The sequence below is a fragment of the Marinimicrobium sp. C2-29 genome (genome assembly GCF_038419845.1).
Taxonomy (GTDB): domain Bacteria; phylum Pseudomonadota; class Gammaproteobacteria; order Pseudomonadales; family Cellvibrionaceae; genus Marinimicrobium.
Genome location: NZ_JBCAQT010000009.1, coordinates 74882 through 94259 on the forward strand (window position 1 = coordinate 74882; position 19378 = coordinate 94259).

The 19378-nt window shown below is 54.6% G+C and carries 9 protein-coding genes; 5 read left to right on the forward strand and 4 right to left on the reverse strand.

Annotated elements, in window-relative coordinates:
* Window positions 1–40: 40 nt before the first annotated feature.
* The 4 genes from AAE484_RS10290 to AAE484_RS10305 all read right to left on the reverse strand — a co-directional run bounded on the left by AAE484_RS10290 (window position 41) and on the right by AAE484_RS10305 (window position 8782).
* Complete coding sequence (locus tag AAE484_RS10290; protein WP_341938300.1) at window positions 41–3688, reverse strand: TonB-dependent receptor domain-containing protein; 3648 nt, start codon at window positions 3686–3688, stop codon at window positions 41–43.
* Window positions 3689–3979: 291 nt separating this feature from the next.
* Window positions 3980–4882 (reverse strand): hypothetical protein, encoded by a 903-nt coding sequence (locus AAE484_RS10295; protein ID WP_341938301.1) that lies wholly within the window; start codon window positions 4880–4882, stop codon window positions 3980–3982.
* Between the two features lie 44 nt (window positions 4883–4926).
* Window positions 4927–7941, reverse strand: coding sequence for a carbohydrate-binding protein (locus tag AAE484_RS10300; RefSeq protein WP_341938302.1), 3015 nt, complete (start codon window positions 7939–7941; stop codon window positions 4927–4929).
* Between the two features lie 580 nt (window positions 7942–8521).
* Entirely contained in the window at window positions 8522–8782 is a 261-nt protein-coding gene (locus AAE484_RS10305; RefSeq protein WP_341938303.1) for a hypothetical protein, read from the reverse strand.
* A gap of 4 nt (window positions 8783–8786) precedes the next feature.
* On the opposite strand from AAE484_RS10305, the gene AAE484_RS10310 reads away from it, so the two are divergent.
* The 5 genes from AAE484_RS10310 (at window position 8787) to AAE484_RS10330 (ending at window position 19319) form a co-directional block, all read left to right on the forward strand.
* Window positions 8787–11786, forward strand: coding sequence for an Ig-like domain-containing protein (locus AAE484_RS10310; protein ID WP_341938304.1), 3000 nt, complete (start codon window positions 8787–8789; stop codon window positions 11784–11786).
* A gap of 244 nt (window positions 11787–12030) precedes the next feature.
* On the forward strand, window positions 12031–12972 hold the full coding sequence (locus AAE484_RS10315; RefSeq protein WP_341938305.1) for a DUF7133 domain-containing protein: 942 nt from the start codon (window positions 12031–12033) through the stop codon (window positions 12970–12972).
* The gene (locus tag AAE484_RS10320; protein WP_341938306.1) at window positions 12879–15452 is read left to right on the forward strand and encodes a HEAT repeat domain-containing protein; all 2574 of its coding nucleotides are present in this window, start codon (window positions 12879–12881) and stop codon (window positions 15450–15452) included. Before AAE484_RS10315 ends, AAE484_RS10320 begins: the two co-directional genes overlap by 94 nt.
* A gap of 18 nt (window positions 15453–15470) precedes the next feature.
* The gene (locus AAE484_RS10325) at window positions 15471–16127 is read left to right on the forward strand and encodes a putative glycoside hydrolase (RefSeq protein ID WP_341938307.1); all 657 of its coding nucleotides are present in this window, start codon (window positions 15471–15473) and stop codon (window positions 16125–16127) included.
* A gap of 72 nt (window positions 16128–16199) precedes the next feature.
* A complete protein-coding gene (locus AAE484_RS10330) occupies window positions 16200–19319 on the forward strand; it encodes an FG-GAP-like repeat-containing protein (RefSeq protein ID WP_341938308.1) in 3120 nt (1039 codons plus the stop codon).
* The last annotated feature ends 59 nt before the right edge of the window (window positions 19320–19378 follow it).

Genomic DNA, 19378 nt, shown 5'->3' on the forward strand with positions numbered 1-19378 from the left:
GGTGTAGGCCTCTCGGGCCCACACCGGCTCTGTTTATGGGTTAAAAGCTCACACGTAGGCCCAGGCGGTAGGTGATGCCCGTTTTGAACTCGGAGTAGGTGCGCGACTTGGGGGTTTCTCCGTCCATCGCATTGCCTTCATCCAGCGCTACGAATTCAATGGCACCAGTCTCCTCGTTGTATACGCGGTCCACCTCAATGTCACGGCTGGTGAAATACTGGCGGAAGACGGCATCGGTCAGGTTGATGGCCTGGAAAGTAAAGCTGACATTGTCATTCAGCTCGTAACTCGCCGACAGGTCGAGCGAATCGCGCCCTTCATTCCACAATGTGCCCTGGTTCCAGGTCCGGCCAGACAGTCCAGTGTTCCAGTCAGTACCTACCAGCGAGTCACTGGAGCCGCGGTAGCTCAGACGAACCTGATGACCGTCCTGCTCCCAGAAGCCCGTGAGGTTGTACGTATGTTCGGGAGTGTCCGCCACAGGCAAGGTGGGAAGCATCTTGCTGGTGTCTATCGTGGACTGCTCCGAGTCGTATTCGCTGTCCTGGTAAGTGTAGTTGGCCTGCAAACCCAGCCCGCTCAGAAAGTAGCCCGGCAGGAAGTGATACGTCTGCTGATAGCCCAGTTCCAGGCCCGTGATGGAAGCACCCTCGCCGTTGATGACCTTTTCAAGACTGTAAATGCCGCAAAGATCGCGCAGGCTATCACTGAAGCGGTCGGGATCTCCCGGGTTCCAACCAAAGTCAGCCGTTGCTCGAAGTGGCATGCAACCTGTCAGTCCGCTGTCATCGGTTCCGTCGTTGGTCGGCAGCATGATCAGGTCGTTCGGGTCAACCGTGCCTTCAAGAGAGCGAAGGTCGGTCAGATACACCTGAGCACTTTCGGTTTCTGTGAAATTGCTCATGTCTTTGTGGAACACTGCTGCGCTTACCATGGCTGAGTCGTCAAAATACCACTCTAACGACAGGTCAAGGTTCTTGGACTCCAGCGGTTCCAGCTGTGTGTTGAATTGACGGAAACGACCGATGTTTTGATTACTGCCCCAATAGCCGCTTTCGTTGATGCTGAAACCAGATTGCAGTTTGTCGATCTCTGGGCGAGTCATGGTTTTCGACACGGCAAACCGGCCGATCAAGTCATCAGAGAAGGCGTAATTCAGGTTCAAGCTGGGCAGTACATTTTCGTACTCGTTGCTGCCAGTCGCTGCGAACGACTTTAGTTCGTTGTTGACCGGGTCAATCCAAGTGTAGGCATCAACATCCGCGTTCTCTGTGGAGATTGACGGGTCATACTCAAGAGGCGGTGTATCCAACCCGGCCTCCCAGGCACCGTTGCGCACGGTCGAGACGTCCGCGTAGCGCCACATGGTGTACCAATTGATGGCCACCTCAGGGTCCGCCAGGCTTGGATCCTGCTGGAAGGCGGCCCAGGCCGCGTAGTCCGGATCATGACAGGGGCCCTGGTCGGGGATAGGGGTCCAGCCTGATGGGGCTGGGCCGGCGGAAACGTCCCAGCCTTGGCCATCCACCCGCTGGTACTTCGATTCGTAACCCTTGCGGTTTTCGGGATCGTCAAACCCTGGCGCTCGGCACTCGGGGAGGCTGGTATCACGGAGATCCCGCAGCTCCACCAGATCAAACTCGCGCTGAATGGTCGTGGTGTTTTGCCAGAAATCTACCCCGCCGAAACCTTCGGCCTGAACTTCGGTTTTTACATAACGCACACCGAAGTCGCCGGTCAGCCGATCGTCTAAGAACGAGAAGTTGGTTTTCAGGTAGGCGGCAGTCGTATCAATGCCAATCGAGCGAGTTTTGGTTTTATCCGGGGTCCTGACGGTATTTTCGTCGTCCAGGACCAGATCGATGGTGTCTACCCCCGAGAACGGAACCCAGTTTTCTGTTCCCGGAACCCTGTAACCCAAGGAGTCCATAAAGTTGGTCCACTCAAGATTGGGCTTTCGAACATCGACGCCCCGTACGTCGTTCAAGGGACCACCGGGAACGACGACGACGTTGTCGTTTTCGTCGCGTATTACTTCGGTTTTGGTGATACTGTTGAATGTGTAGTTCTGTGCGTCAACAAATTTGTCTCGTTGGCTGGATTTCGCGCCAAATTCAATGCTTGTCAGTCCGAAGGTGTTAATGTCGTAGTCAAAATCGAGTTGGAAGTTGGTGAGTTCATCCTCAACCTTGACGTCGTTCTCAGACAGGAAGGACAGGTTCTGGGAGGCGATGTCGGCTGGGTTATAACCGGTAAAAGCCGTGTTGTCTTCCCAGGCCGCAGTTTCGGGTAGCGGATCAATTTGCTCGCCAAGATCAACAAAGCTGTTACCGGTAACCAGTTTACAAACTCCGGAGGTGCAGTCGAAACCCACAGGTTCGATATCTCTGCCTGCGTCGTATAGAAGACGCGAGGGGACCTGAACAAAGTTTTGCATTACCGCGTAGGCGTTGGGCAGACTTTCTGACTCGCTGCTGGAGTAGCCCAATTTGCTTTCCACGCGGAAGCGGTCGGTAAACTCGTGAGAGAAGTCCAGGGTTGCACTGATGTTCTCACGCTCGTCCCCTCGTACGGCGGATACGATGTCACCACTACCAAAACGGTCCAGCCTTTTTATAAAAGTGCTGGTGTCGGTATCGATGGTGTACCAGTCTTCCTGAGGGTCAGTGAAGGGAGCGGGTGGACGAATATCGCCTGGGATAACGTTCCGACCTTCTACGAAGTTTTCGGTATTCGATTGTCGAACAGAAAATGCGTCTTTGTCTTGGGTCTCTTCCTGTTTGGTATATGTTGTGTTTAACATTACCTCAGTACGATGCGTGGGGGCCCATTGTATGCCCAGGTTTAAACCCTGACGGTCATTAGTGCTCTTTGTCTGCTCGTAGTTTGTGGCGACGGGTTCAATGGCTTTTACGCCCGAAATGATGTCCCCGTTCTGATCGCGGGCCACTTCTATTAAGGGTGATGCCTCAAAGTCTGTGACCCGGTATTGATCTCGACGGTAGGTGTTGGTTTCGTCATAGATAGTCAACGCAACACCGAGTGTTTCGTCGAGAAAGGTTTCGGAAATAGATCCCTGGATTTTGTAATTACCTTCCTCGCTGAAATCGCTGTAACGCCCTTGGACGGTCAGAGAGCGAACATCTTCAGCGCGGTCCAGCGGGCGAGTGGTCACCAGGTTAATGGAAGCACCCAGGGAGCCTTCGTCGTGGTCGGCGCTGGGGGTTTTGACCACTTCCAGCTTGGACAGAATATCGGTGGAGAACGAGCTGAGGTCTACCGCTTGGCTATAAGAGGTAGAGGTCAGCTGCTGGCCGTTGATGGAAATGTTGTTCTGGTTGGCGCCTGCGCCACGGACAGTGACCTGAGCCCCTTCACCGTTGCGCTCAACAACGGAGACACCAGTAATCCGACCAAGCGCGTCAGCGATGTTTTGATCGGTGTTTTTACCCATGTCCTCGGCGTTGATGGTATCCATGATGTTCTGGGCGGTGCGCTTGTCGTCAATGGACTGCTGAAGGGCTCCACGGATACCCGTTACCACAATCTCCTCTAGCAGCTCGATATCGTTCTCTCCGTTTTGAGAGTCGGCATCGTCGGCTTGCTGGGCATAGGCGGAAAACCCGTGGGTGGCAAAAATGGCCGCAGACAGGGCGGTCAACTTAAAGTGCTTGGCAATAGATGGCATCTTGAACCTCGCTGGTAGTTGCTCATTATTTTTATGGGAGCGCCCGAAGGCGGGGCTCTCAAAAGGATAGTAGGTCTGCTCGACAGGCAGGTTGGTTATACCCTTACCGTAATTGTGAACCAATACAAATTATTGTCAATAGGAGATTGGTGACAATAAACAAAAAGGGTAGGAAAAATAGTGGGTGGTTTACGTAGGCTTATATGAAAAAGGAATATACCGGCGGAGGATAAGAAGAGCGAGGGCGGAAGGCGCCCCCACAGCGCAGGCCGTGGGGGCGAAAGGGGTGGGTTAGCGTTGTGGTTGGGTAGAGAAGTCCCACACCGTCAGGTTTGATACCGTCAGCTCACCGTTATGGCGGAAGTCCGCCAGTATCTGGTTATTGCTTTGAAGAACGCTGACCGGCACCGGTATTTCCAGGGTGGCGAAGTACCGTGAGGCGTTGTTCTTTTTCGGTCCGCGCCAATCAATGGGGGGCTCCACTTCGGTGCCGTTGATTGTCAATGAGTCCAGCGTCAGGTTGCCGTTCTCGATGTCGTCTTCGGCTGGGAAGAGCGCAACGGTGAGTCGCAGCATCGCCTCCGCAGCGCCGGAGGGGACCTGCACATCGTTGATATTGAGCTCGACGGCGCCGCCGTTCACAGATATCCGATGAGGCTCGCTGCCACCGCTGACGCTCTCGCCCAGGTACTTGTGTTCCTGTACCTCGTGATTGATGGCGATGTTGGCGCTGGAGCTGTAGCGCAGTACCACCGTGCCGTCGGCTTCGAGCGTTACCGTGGAGGGCGACTGGCTCATGTGGCGACGATCCAGCAGTACGCTGTCGTCATTTGGGTAGTACATCTGACGAAGCTCAACATTGTTGACGCTATTGCCTCCCAGGCCTGCGACGTTCAGGTCAATGGTGGTCGCAGTGGATTCAAGGTTGTTGATGATCACGAACACATCGGAGCCGTCAACGTAGGCGTCCACTTGCACATCCGGGTCAGTGGAGGCGGTATCGACGCGTGTCCCCTCGATGTCCTTCCACAGCTCGTAAAACTGAATGAAGGGGGTCCACTCCCAGTTGCCGCTGTTAATTTCATCCTCTATGAGCATGGCAGAGTGGTACTGGTAGTCGCACGGGACTTCATCGTCGTAGCCGCAACCACCGGGCAGGTAGCCCCACAAGGGTTTAACAGGGGTGAAAGGCATGGATTTGATCACGTAGTCGAGACCTCCCCCAATAAAGTAGACGCTTATCTCAACGAAGAGGTAGGCGAAAAATGGCTAAGATACTTAGCGAAAAGAGGGTGGTAGAGTATTCTGTTGAATACAAATTGAAAGTGATTGAGCTTACTGAGAATCTGGATGTAAAAGCTGTCCAGATAGCTGAAGTTCTGGGGTTGCACCCGATGATGGTGTACCGCTGGCGGCAGGAGTACCGCGAAGGTAAGATTGTTGCCCGCGGCGTCCATAAAGCCTTTCCACATGACATCCCATTGGTACCAAGGTTGACCGCGGGTATCGTCCACCGGAGTGGCCATCGCATTGCGATAAAACGCTTCGGCTTCGGCCTCGACCTCAGGGTCTTCGTGGGTAATCCACTGATCGTAGTGGTCATCGGACACCCGGGCGATACCGTCACGGCTATAAAAGTCATGCTGTCCCCAGGTTATCCCGCCAATCAGTGGCGCTTCGTCGCCAAGCCGGCTGCGGATCTGGTTGGCCACCAGATTGTGGTATTCCCAGATTGCCTCCTGATTGGTGACCATGAACTGTCCGGTTTTCATCTTCATGTCCGGCTCGTTGATCACTTCCCAGAATGTGGGCATCGGCTCCCCGACATTGCCATTACCGCTGTGAGCGAAGTAGTGCTCGAGGTATTGGCCCATCCATTCTGCGGAGGTCTGGATGTCCTTGGGCTGCCAACCATCCCACGTAAACGCGCCTGGATACCACGACAGCGTGGGGTAGGTTGGGTGGGGGTTGGTGCCGACGATCATTTCGGTTTTGCTCTCCGGAAACCGGTCATACAGCGGTGTGTTCTCGTAAAGCTGCCGGAGCTCTTCGCCGCGCGTCACCATGTATTCCAGGTCAGGGTGGTTGGGTCGCTGATCGTCTTCCACCGTATCCTGAATTCGCCATGTGGCGGAGCCGTTGTCTCGGCCGAAATAGACATCCAGGGTGTTCAGAACATAGTTAAGCTTATCAGTGTGGCCTTCCCAGTCCTGTTCGAACACAGTGGTGTGCATGGTCATGTGCCGATCACGTCCAAAGTCGGACACACCGTTGACGATGTGCTCGATATTGGCGTTGACGTTAACGGTTACTGTTTCCGCATTGCTCACCTGGGAAGACGAGCAGCCATTGCGGTTGGCAAACTCGCCAGCGGGGGTAGCAGAACAGGTGTCTTCAGCGTTGACGACACCGTCCCCGTCGTTGTCACGGCCGGAAGCGCTGCAACCGTCGGGGCCAACATTGACCCCGAACGCGGTTGTGGGGCAGCTGTCGCTCTCATTCATGACACCATCGAAGTCATCGTCATCGCCGCCAGAGCTTTCGCAGCCCTGTTCATCCACAAAGGCGTTTTGAGGCGTGGAAGGGCATTGGTCTATCAGGTCGCTGAAGCCGTCCTCATCCCCGTCGCGCTGGGAGGCAGAGCAGCCCTCGCCGTTGGCGACTTCCGAGTCGGGGGTGTCGGGGCAAATGTCGTTGATATCCGAGATGCCGTCCCCATCACCGTCCAGATTATTGTCCACGGCTCCGATTCGGCGGAACTCAATGGCGTTGATATTGAACTGGAAGTCCTCCGACCCCGCGCCCGTAATCCGAATGCGGGACTCGCCGGGAAAGATGTTAAAGCGAGTGCTGGAGGTTTGGTCATAGAAAGTGTCCCAGTCCCCCTGACTGGTAATAGGAGTGGTGTTTTTCAGCACCAGGTCACCGTTGTGGTCAGTGACCATCAGGCCGGCGGCAGTTCCACTGCTATTACCGGTGGCGACCCGGTACACCGCTTCATACAGCCCCCCGTCGTTGTGATTGATCACGAACTCAATGTGGTCACCCGCGTTGAAATAGTTCACCGCGGTTCCGCCGTCCACCGGATAGGTTTCCAGCTCGCCTGCGGACGCTTGGTAGTGCTCTGCTTCCAGAGTGAAAGTGCCCGAAACAGGGATCGGATCACCGGACGGAGGCGCGCTTGAGGCGGTGGACGACGCACTTGAAGACACGCTGGATGTCACGCTTGAAGAAGCGCTCGATGAGGCGCTGGAAGAGGGCATGGACGAGCTGGACGAGGCGCTCGAACTGCTGCTGGAGGCGGTGCCTGCAAAACTCAGCTCAAAGGCGTCCAGGTTCCACTGCCAGTCATCGCTGCCCGCGCCCTGAAGTCGAATATCGACTACCCCTTGGGGCAGGTAGACGCTGCTCGTGGCCCCCAGAGCGTTGAACGTGTCCCAGCTACTGGCGGGGACAGACGTGGTGTGCTTGGAAACCCAGCTGCCACTTTCGTTGACCAATAATTCAACGGCGGCGCCGTCGCTGATGGCCGTGCCGATGTAATAGGTCAGATCGTAAAGGCCGGCCTGTGGCACCGACACCTGATAATCAGCGTAGTCGCCACGGTTGACGTAATTCAGGGCCGTCGCGCCGTTTACCGTATATACGCTGATGGGGTCGGGCTGGCCGTCGGCATAGGTGCCACCAATGGCATGGTAGTTTTCGGCTTCTTGCCGCAGCCCCGGAGTGGGCTCGGGTTCAACGTCGCTTTCCATCAACGTCAGCCGGAATTTATCCATGTTCCACTGCCAAGCATTGCTGCCGGAGCCGTGCAACCGAATGCGTACCGTACCGGCCGGCAGTTGAACGGTATGGGGCGCGAGGACGGACTCGAAGTAGTCCCAGTGGCCGGTGGGCACGGTGGTCTGGCCCTGGCTGTTCCAACTGGAGCCGTCGTTGACCAGAAACTCGACTTCCGAGCCCGAGCTCACAGAGGTGCCCACCAAATACTCCACACCGTAGGTGCCGGCGTCGGCAAGCTCTATCTCGTATTCGACGTAATCCCCATGATTGACGTAGTTGATGGCATCAGTGCCATTGACGGTGTAGACGCTCACCGGCTGTGGCTGTCCATCAGCGTAACTTCCACCGGCCCCGTCAAAGGCCTCTGCCTCGACTTCTAACGTTTGCGCGACCGCGTGGTACCCCGCCAATGTGCCGCCCGAGAGGGTGGCAATCATCAAGGGGAGCGTCGCTAGCTGCTTTTTATTCATAAAAACCTCTAAGCACGATTAGTTATAGGATTATTGATGTCTAGCAAGCCATACCGCTGGGCTGTTACCGGAATTCCCTTTCGTTACCGCTCGAGGTGAGAAAGCACTCGCGTGACCCCTGTAAAGGAGGGGCGGAGTGCGAACACATCGACCCATGCCCGCGATTGTCGGTGTAGCGCCTGGGCATGGGGCGAAGTGAAAGGGACCTTGGCCTTATGTGTTGGTGGCGGGCCTTAATTGGGTTTGGTGACCGTATATTGTCGACAATACATGCTTCTGCCGTAGGCCAATAGGAGGGGCGGCGGGCTTTGGCGCCAGTTATCCAATTTTGGGAGGGCGGTCACAGTTAGAGGATGATTTGTGCGTCCATTCGGGGCTTGAATGCCCTGCCCACTGGGCTGGCGCTTTCCCGCTGTCGCAGGTAAGCACGGCTAAATGACGCGCTGCAGTTGATATTTGCTGAGAGGGCGTTCTCGGTTGTTGCCGTTGTCTGCTCGTTTAAGGTTGTTATGACGCTTAATCTGTGCTCAAATAACAGTTCATTGTCAACAATAAGCACAATAGTTGAGGTACCTATGATTCAAATGCGCCGATTTTCCAGCGTTTTCCCCACGAAGCTGGCTGCCCTGATGCTGGTCAGCACAATGATTGTTTCCTGTGGAAGTAATGGGTCTGACGACCCCGAGTCTCCTGGCTCCAGCAGTAGCTCGAGCGTCTCGTCCAGCTCATCCATGTCTTCTTCAAGCGAGACATCGAGCGTATCGTCAAGCGAGACATCCAGCATATCCTCAAGTGCGTCATCCATGTCTTCTTCAAGTGTGGCAGCGAGCGATCCGGTCATTTCTGTGTCATCTGACTATGAAATGCCGTACTCCGCAGAAGGGGACCTGGTTAAGCAGGTAGTGCTGGACGTCTCTATTGAGTCGGGTTATGCACACATCAGCGTCCTTTCGGGTGACAATCGCCTGGTGGATAACATGAACATTCCCAACGCTGGCGCGCATCAGCTGACCGCGCTGGTGGAGTTTGAGTCTGCTGGTGATAAAACGCTGACCTTGACGGTGCGCGGGGAGCCCGTAACGCTGCAGGGGATTGAGTTCCGGGATCCGGTAGAGGAATCGATCCCTCTGTTTGCTGACATTACGAGTGATATCGGCATGGAAACCGAGAAGACGCTGAAATATGGCGGTCCAACGGTCGCAGACCTCAACAACGACGGCCACTACGACATGGTTTTGAATAACCACAATGTTATTCCGGCTCAAGTCTATTGGAATAACGGTGATTCAACGGTCACAGAGCAGGCTGAACCTTTGTTTTCCTGGCCGCCGGACCTCCACGGCACGGCCGCTGGCGATTACGACAATGACGGCGACCTGGACCTGTTGATGACCAAAGGCGGTGGTAATGGCACCAACCCCGCTCCGCCCTTTTTGATGCGCAACGACGAGGGAACCTTTACTCGAGTTGAAGACGTCGCGGGCATCACCAAAGGTGCACGGGGCCGTGCCGCACGCTGGATCGATATGGATCTGGATGGTGATCTGGATCTGGCGCTGATCAACGCCGCTGGTATCAATGGTGATAGTGGCGAGCAGCACATTTTCTATAAGAATATCGGCGACGGCTCTTTCGAACCGGTGAGAATTCCGGGTATCGAAAACGCCCAGGCCGAGCGTACGATGGTGCTTGATTTTAACCGCGACGGCATTGACGACATTTTGTTGTTTTCACCGACGTCTCTCTGGCAGGGAAACGGTGACTTCACGTTTACCAACGTGACCACGACTTGGCTTCCAGAGTCCGCCCGGAATGTGCATCAGGTACATGCGGCCGCCAATACTGATATTGACAACGACGGGGACTACGACATCTACCTCGCTCGCGGCAAGCCCTACTATCAGATGGCCAACAAGTCTCTGGATTTTGACCCACAGGCTCAGCAGCTGGATTTCAAAGACGAAGGCAACGCGGGTACGACCGAGCTCTCCTTCACCGCTCCGGGATCTGTTGAGCTTAACGAGCTGGATTTGACCTACCGCGGGTATGACGGCGATTTCCCTGTATTTTTGGGCTCTGCTAAAACCCCAGAGATATTGGACTTCGAGAGCGTCCTTGAAATTTCCCGTAGCGACGCTGATGGCTGGCCCGAAGAGCGGGCTGAAAATGGCATTTATATTGGTCACACGGGAGATGGTGAGTGGCGCGTTGAGTCGGTTCGAAACCAGAATGTGTACTGGAAAGTCGACTTCACCTTGAAAGGCGTATCCTCGGTGGACACCAGTTGGGAGCCGAACAACCGCAACGTGCAGGATCTCCTGTTGATCAACGAGGGCGATCATTTTGTCGAAGCCGGCGAAGCGTGGGATATCCCCAAAGGGGGCAACCATTGGGGCGTCACTTATGGCGACTTCAACAACGACGGCTTTAGTGATTTTTACGTTTATCGCTTCGGGTTTATGAAGCAGCCGGTTGCCGATTACCTGCTGCTCAACAATGGCGGTAGTGGGTTTAGCACCACCACCATGCACAACGCCTTTGACCCGAATGATGGTGGGCACAGCGATATGGGCCAGGCATTCGACTTCGACCTGGATGGCGGCGTCGATATGCTCAACGGTTCGGATGAGTACGGTAAGTGGTACCTTTATAAAAACCGCAAGGTGGATACCGGGAACTACGTCCTCATTCAGGTGGGCTACAGCCCCTTGGCGGGAATTGACCCCATATCGGCGGAAGTGGTTGTGGAAACACCCTCGAACACCTATGTGAAGCGTGTCGCTTCGGCAGGGGAAGTCTTTTCACAGAGCGTGCTGAACACCGTTCACTTCGGTCTTGGAGACGCGGAAACCATCACTTCTGTCTCCGTTCGCTGGCGCAATGGTGAGTCAATTTCCAGTGATGAGGTGACGGTTAACGCCCTCTTTAAGACTGATGACGCGGAGCTGCCGGCACCGAACTCAATTACCCTGACACCGGACCCGCTTACCGTGAGGGAAGGGACGTCAGAGCAACTGAATGTTGAGCTTGACCCGCCAAACGCAGACCCGTCTATGACGTGGACGTCCAGCGATGACGCTGTTGCCAGTGTCGATGGTAGTGGCCTGGTTACAGGGCACCAAGCCGGCGCAAGTGCGACAATTACCGCCACTTCCGATGCCGATGGCACCACGGCTGAGGCAATGGTAGATGTGACCGAGTACTTCGGCATCCCGGTTGAGGGCGTGTCAGTAACCCCGGGAGCGGCGACGGTCTTCGTCGGAACCACCGATACATTGACCGCCGAAGTCTCCCCGGAAGACGCTGACGACCCCTCTGTCGAATGGACGGCAAGTGATGAGTCTGTTGCGACCGTCGATGCAAATGGCGTGGTGACGGGGGTGGCTTCTGGCCAAGCCTCAGTGACCGCCACGACGGTGGATGGTGGTTTCTCAGATAGCGCCACTATCGACGTCGAGGAGTATCAAGATCCCAGTGTTGCGTATGATGACGAAAGCTATTACAAAAACACAACGTTCTATACCAACGAGAACCTCTCAGTCAGTGCCGATTATCATGCAGGATCAGGGAATACGGTGATTGATTCGAGCTATGGTGGTTTCCGGTTCATGCTGCGCCACCTCAACGGGTCTTGGGGCGTGGAACAAGACATAACCACTGTATACTCCGATGCGATTGGAACCACCTCGGGAACGGCTACTGTGTCTATTTCTCTTGAGGGGTTGACGCCAACGTCGGAACTGCCAGAAGGGCACTTCTACTTCCTGTTTGTGCAGTTCTCGTCAAGTGATGGTACCAAGCCCGAAAAAGGGGTGTGGCCCATTAAAATAGAAAATGCTCCATAGTCGGTAAGGCTAGAGCTGTTTGGCGGGTGAGGTTGCGTGCCTCACCCGTCTTTTGTGAAACTTTCTCACGCTTTTATTTTTGATTAACCTCCCTGCGAATATGCCGTTTTCATAGGAATACCATCCGAAGGCATCGGTTGGTTGATCATCCTGCAAGAGCTTCTGGAAGATTGAAGAAGTATAAGAATGGATTGCTGGTCACCTCTAGTAAGTGCCGGCGGATCAGTTTGAAAAAGAGGTACACATGCCCGCCAAATACGGTTTTTTTGAACCAATGCTTTTTACATTGGGAGTAGTCCTTGCCAGTGCCACTGGCACCAGCGCTATTGCGGCTCCCTCTTCGGTGGAGGTTAGAGTTATCACCTCGGAAAAGGCCAGAGAGGCGGCAGAATCCGTGGAGAATGCGCAGGTGGTAAAGCTGGCCAAAGGCATCAAGGTTGATCTCTGGGCCAGTGATGCCCTGGTGGACGACCCGGTGGCCATCAGCATGGACTCCGCGGGGAATGCCTGGCTGACGGTGACCAACCGCAGCAACAATTCCGAATTCGATATTCGTGGCTGGCCTCACTGGGAGGCCGACACTCTGTCTTTCAATCAGGTCGCCGACAGGCGCAAGTTTCTGCGCGAGTACTTTTCGTCCGCTAAATCCCTTGGGGCGGACGATATCCCCGACCGTAATAAGGACGGCGTTCATGATTGGCGGGACCTGGCGGTACTCAAAGAAGAAGTGTTGAAAGTTTCTGATACCGACAGTGATGGCCTGGCGGACCGGTCGCAGGTAGTGCTGAAAGACTTTTCGGATGAAGTCAGCGGTGTCCTCGGGGGCGTTTACTACGATGATGCATCGGATTCGGTTTTCCTAACGGTTGCCCCCAATGCCTGGCGAGCCCGGGACACCACCGGAGACGGTTATCTGGATGAAAAAACATCTCTTGCCGAAGGTTTCGGTGTGCATATTGGGTTCAGTGGCCACAATATGTCCGGCGTCACAATGGGGCCCGATGGCCGCATTTACTACGGCATTGGTGATATCGGGGCATATATCACCGACCTAGCGGCAACAAGTACGATTACGCCCATGAAGGGGTCATCGTGCGCAGTGAGCCCGACGGCAGTAACTTCGAAGTGTTTGCCAGCGGGCTTCGCAATACGCACGAGTTCACCTTTGATAAATACGGGAATTTGATCAGTGCGGACAATGATGGTGATCATGCCGGAGAATTTGAACGCTTGGTCTATTTAATCGACGGCTCGGATACCGGCTGGCGAATACATTGGCAGTTTGGAAAATACTCCGACCCCAAGAACAACGCCTACAAAGTTTGGATGGACGAGGGCTACTATAAAGCCCGCTTTGAGGACCAGTCTGCGCTTATCCTGCCGCCGATTCAATCTTTTTACGGCGGCCCCACCGGGATGGTCTACAACCCGGGCACCGCACTCGGAAAGCAGTGGCAGGACTACTTCTTTCTGGTCCAGTTTACCGGCAGCGCGGGTAACTCCGGTATCAATGCGTTTACGCTTGAACCGGAGGGTGCCGGCTTTACCCTGGGCGAGGACAAGACCTTTCTACGCGGCATTCAAGCCACCGGGCTAGACCTGGGCCCAGACGGTGCGCTTTACGCGGCCGACTGGGTGGAGGGATGGAAAACCAACAACACCGGCCGCATCTGGCAAATTGATACCGATGACCCCGACCCACGGCGAGTCGAGACTCGGACACTGCTTCAACAGCCGTTTTCGCCTTTGGCCGCCGAGCAGCTCATTACACACCTGCAACACCCCGACCAGCGAGTTCGGTTCAAGGCTCAATTCGAACTCGCGGAGCGCAAAGCGCTCTCTAACCTTGAGCATGCATTGCGCCTGGAAGATCAATTGGCTCGCATCCACGCCATTTGGGGCATTGGTCAACTGGCTCGCGAGAATTGGAAGCTGGCCGAGGTTCTGGTCCCGTTATTGCGAGATTCCGACCCCGAAATCCGAGCCCAGGTCGCCAAAGTGTTGGGCGATGCCGGGTACCCGCGAGCGACCGAGCCACTTATCGACAACCTCTCCCACCCCAATGCGCGAGTGAGAATGTTCTCGGCCAAGGCCCTGGGGCGAATCGGGGATAATCAATCCTTTGACGGCATTGTGTCAATGTTGGAAGCAAATAACGGAGAGGATGTGTACCTGCGCCAAGCCGGTGCCATCGCACTTGCGCGTTTGGGCGCCGAGGAAAAACTCGCGCAACTGGCGACCCATCATTCGGATGCGGTACGGGTCGCAGCCGTTATCGCGCTGGACCGTTTGGCGAGCCCCGCCATCGCTGAATTTTTAGACGATAGCGACGACTATGTCGCCACCAATGCCGCCCGGGCGATTAACGACGATGCCTTTATTGAGGCGGCCCTACCACCGTTGGCGGCTCAGTTGCCCGTGCCGCGCGTTCTGAACGAACCGTTCGTCCGCCGGGCCATTAACGCTAACGCATTCCTATCGACCGCTGACAGTGCCCAGAGGCTGGTCACCTTTGCGGACAACGATCGCGATAGCGCTGCTCTCCGAGCTGAGGCGTTGAATGCTTTGAGCGTCTGGGAGTCGCCTTCAGCCTACGATCGCGTCAGCGGTCGCTATCGCGGTGAGCGCAGTGGTCAGGTCGATCAGGCCGCAGCGGCATTGGAGCCTCACTATAAAGCCTTGTTGGCCGATGAAAGCGCCCGGGTGCGCGCCGCCGCCGCGAACGCGGTCGGTCGGCTCGGCATGGCTGAGTCCGTGGATACCCTGGCCGTATTGGCTGAGAAGGACCCCAAAGCTGACGTTCGTCAATCCGCCTTGGAGAATCTGCACAGACTGTCTTACTCGGGGTTAACCGACACCGTGTTTACTGCCTTGGAGGATGGCGCCGAAGCCGTCCGCCGAACGGCGTTGGGCCTGATTCCCTACCTGTCTATTCCCCCGTCGGACAAGGTGCGCATGTATGAGGTGCTTTTGGATAAGGGCAGTCTGGGAGAGCAGCAGGAAACCTATCTCGCATTGGCCCAGGTTGAGTCGCCGGAAGCCTATCAGCTACTGTCGAAGCATCTGCAAAAACTGATCGATGACCAGGTTCCGCCCGAAGTGCAGCTTGAACTGGTGCAGGCCGCAGAGTTGAGCAGTAGCGAAACCGTGCAGGCAATGTTACAGCAATACCAGCGGACAAAGCCCACTGGCAATGTCACCGGGCAATACCGGGAAGCTCTTAAGGGCGGCGACGCGCATATGGGTAAACTCTTTTTCTTTTATAACACCACCGCCCAGTGTATTCGCTGCCACGTGATGGGAGAGTTCGGCTCCGCCGTTGGGCCCGACCTGACGGATATCGGTAGCCGTTTAACCCGTGAAGAGCTGGTGGAAGCGATGGTCGCGCCGGGCGAGCGGGTCCCTCCGGGTTTCGGCCGCGTGAGTGTCACGCTACAGTCGGGAGAGGAGATCGACGGTCAGTTCACCACCGAAGACGAAGACAGCGTCACCATTACCACCGATGACAGTGAAACCATCACCGTTGAGAGAAAGCATATAGTTGAGCAGAGTTTTTCAGGATCCGGTATGCCGCCGATGGGCTTAATGCTGGAAAAGGAAAATGTCAGGGACATTGTGGAGTTTCTGGCAAACCAAAAGGGGCAAGATAACACCGTAAGTCACTAGTTTATTGCGAGGTTCACCATGAACATAAAAAAGATTGTCGCCGTTTTTCTGGGTTTGGTCCTTGTGTCTCCTCTGGCGCTGAGCCAGGAGTCCCTCGATCACAACATTTTGTACATTCATCAGGGGGAGGGGGTCGCTCCCTGGGAGCTAAGCCTCCAATTCGGTCAGGTGTTACTGGAAGAGAAGCGTGGCGCGACCGTCAAGAACAGCTTGGTAGCTGAGCCCGCCTCTCGCGACACTGAGAACGACGCCATACGGCTTACCTGGAACAAGCGGAAAGTATTGACGGAGTGGGCCGGTCAGAACGAAGCCGTCTCGACCGTCACCCTGACCAATAAGACCGGGGCTATCGATCTGGCGGGGGTGAAAGACCAGGTCGCATTGGTCTTGGATATCAGAATTATTGACCGGCCCAGCGATCATGTGACCCTTTCTCTGGAAAGCAATTGGGACTGGGAAACCCGCGCCTCCATTCCGCTAAAAACTGTCCTGCGTAGACTGCCCAAGAAAGAGTGGTTCAGTCTGCCTCTCCCTTTACAATGCTTTAAAGGCGGAGATCTTGACTTCGGGAAGCTGACTTCAATGATGCAGCTGCATACCGATGGTAACCTTGAGCTGGAAATCTCTGGTGCGAAGCTAGCTGCTTTTCCTCCTGATCAGGTCACTTGCCAATAGTAATGGCGCCTTGGTTTGCGTGCCTCGTGCATAAGCCTGTCTTGACATTGATACCACTATAGCGGTAGATGTATGATTAAATCCTACTTATTGTTTTCAGACTCGCGTCGTCTCGGTCTCGTTATTCTGTTCGCTTTCTTAGCCAGCGGTTGTGGCGATATGCGAGGAGGATCCCGCTCGTTTAACGTCGCGCCCTCGGAACCCATTACTATCGAACGCGAGGTGAACGACAGTGTCACTCAGCGGCTGACGCTACAGCTGAATAATCCCACTCAATATGCCAGTATTAGCGTTTACACAGACGGTCATGTTCTTGTGGAAAGTCTCGACATTCCCATGAGCGGCCCACAAAAACTAAGTGCTCTGGTTCAGTTTCCGGCACTAGGGGCATCCGATATGACCTTAATCGCCAATAACGCGGAGTTAATAATTAGCCGAGTGATGCTTGATCCGGTTGAGGATCTAACCATACCTCAGTTTGAGGATATTACGGCAAAGGCGGGAATGGACCGGGTAAACTCGCTTAAATATGGGGGGCCTACCATAGCGGACCTAGATGGCGACGGCCACTACGATTTCATCGTTAATAATCACAATGATGCGAGCAGCAAGCTTTACTGGAACAACGGCGATGGCACGGTCTCTAAGCACGATGCTAACCTGGCGCGTTGGTTTATGCATGATCTCCACGGTACGGCACCTGGCGATTACGACAACGATGGTGATTTGGATCTGGTGGTAACGCAAGGTGGGGGCAATGGTACCAATCCTTCCAGGGCCAACTTCTACCGCAATAACGATGGCACTCTGCTGTTGTACACCGGCGATGTGGGCATTGACAAAGGGGGGCGCGGTCGTGGCGCACGCTGGTCCGACATGGACCTGGATGGCGACTTGGACTTGTTGCTGTTTAATGAGGTGAGTCTGCACGGTGATAAGCCTCAGCACTTCTTTTACGAAAATCTAGGGAATGGTCGTTTCGCGATACGTTCAGTCTCGGGTATTCAAAATGTTCACCAGTCGAGATTGTTGTTAACGGATTTCAACGGGGATGGGATCGATGATTTCATCATGTACGGTCCCTTGAGTCTGTGGAAAGGCAATGGCGACTTTACCTTCACTGATGTGACTGACCGAGTTCCTGAGTCTGTTTCAGCGTTAAACGGCGTTATGGCGGTAGCCGATGTTGATATCGATAATGACGGAGATCTTGATATATTTATGGCTAGGGGAAAACCGTTTGAGGGGGGAGAGGGAGAATCTCCTTCTGTTGATTTCGATCCCTTGGAAAAAGTATTTTCTATTAGGCCTCGTGGCTTCAAAGGTGTGGATACCTTTTCGTTTAGCGCCGATGGAGTGGTGACTCTGTCAGACTATTACTTTCTGGCCCAAGGTTCTCAGCGTGGTGAGGACTACCCCCTATTTTTGGGGCGAGATAAAAATTCAACGGTGTTGGAAAGCGGTCAAGACTGGACGCTTGATCCGAGTCAAGCGCAGGGTTGGCCCAATGATATATCGGCCAACGGTATGTACTTTGGTCATCTCGGCGGAGGCCATTGGAAGGCGGCGCTGGTTCGCAATGGCGATGACTTCTGGGGGTTTGAGTTTACCCTGACTGGCGTGACGGATGTGGCGACTACATTTACGCCACAAAATCGAAATGAGGCCGACATTCTACTGCGCAACGACGGTGATCGCTTTGTAGATGTTTCATCCCAATGGAAAATACCACCAGGAAGCAATTCTTTGGGGGTAACGGTAGGAGACTTTAACAACGATAGTCATCAAGATGTTTTTGTCAGCCGCTGGGGTAAGGTTCACGGTAAAACCTCAGATTATCTTCTGCTCAATACCGGCCTCAATAGCTTTGAGACCGTTACCATGCACGGCGCGAATGATGTCGGTGGTCCAGGAAATGGTGACATGGGGCAGGCATTTGATTTTGATCTTGATGGTGGTCTCGATCTTTTGCTTGGCAGTGAGGGCGGTCAGTGGTATTTATACAAGAACAGCCAGTACGAGCAGGGGGCCTTTAGTTTAGTAAGAGTGGGTTATTCTCCCGAGCACCGAGTAGACCCAATGGGTGCCTACGTAACACTACACACTTCCGACCACAGCTATCGACGTCGGGTCGGGTCGGCTGGAGAAATATTTTCACAAAGCTTACTCAATACTGTTCACTTTGGGTTAGGCGAACAACGACATATTGAGAAATTTGACATTACTTGGCGCAATGGTGAAACCGTTGAGTTTGTTGACCCCGACGTTAATACTTTGATTGCCACTGACCAGCGTCAGCCGTTGAGTGTGGACCTTGGTAGTGGACCGCTACAGGTTCGGGCGGAAAGCTCCTATCGGTTGAATCCAACCTTCCGCCCAAAACAAGTCGATACGCGTTTGAATTGGCGGTCGGACAACCCCAGTCACATCACTGTTAGCGATCAGGGCGTAATAACGGCCAACGATCAGGTGGGAGAGCGGGCGACAATATCGGCCACTAGCCTCGTCAGCGAGGTGAGTGATTCGGTGGTGGTTGAGACGGTTGCATGGCATCCGGTTGACGCCTTGTCGGTCGTCATTTCTGACAAGCCGGTGCGGCTATACGAGGGCCAATCAGAACGTTTGAACGCCGTTGTTAGCCCGGCGCATGCCGACAACAGGAATGTACAATGGGAAAGTAGCAATTCACAGGTTGTCAGTGTTGACGCGTCTGGTGTTTTGCAGGCCCATAAAGCTGGCCGTGCTGACATTACGGCCAAGGCGGTTGACTCTGCGGAGGTTTCCGATACGTTTACCTTGCAGGTGGACCCGCACCGTGAGGGTCGTATTGTTATCACTAACCGTGATCGTTGGGCGAGTCGCCCGATTGTTGTCGGTCAGTCGATTGCGCTGAAGGTGAGTTACGATGCAGGCTCTGGCAACGAAGTGATCTCCGCTGATCAAGGTGGACTACGATTTTGGTTGCGACACTTCAAGTCGCGCTGGATTCCAGTGAACGATCTTGTGAAGGTAGATGCTGACGTTTTACACACTCAGTCAGGCGATGCTGAAGCCTATTTTACAACCGAAGGGTTGACGCCGACGGCCGAGCTACCAGAGGGGCACTTTTATCAGCTTAGAGCGTCGTTTACCGCTAGCGATGGTCAGAATTACAATGCGACAATTGATGAGATAGATCTGGTTGCACCGTAGGGTAGGACCAGCACTGTTGGGGCACTCAAACGGTGATCCGGCACCCTATTGTACAATCG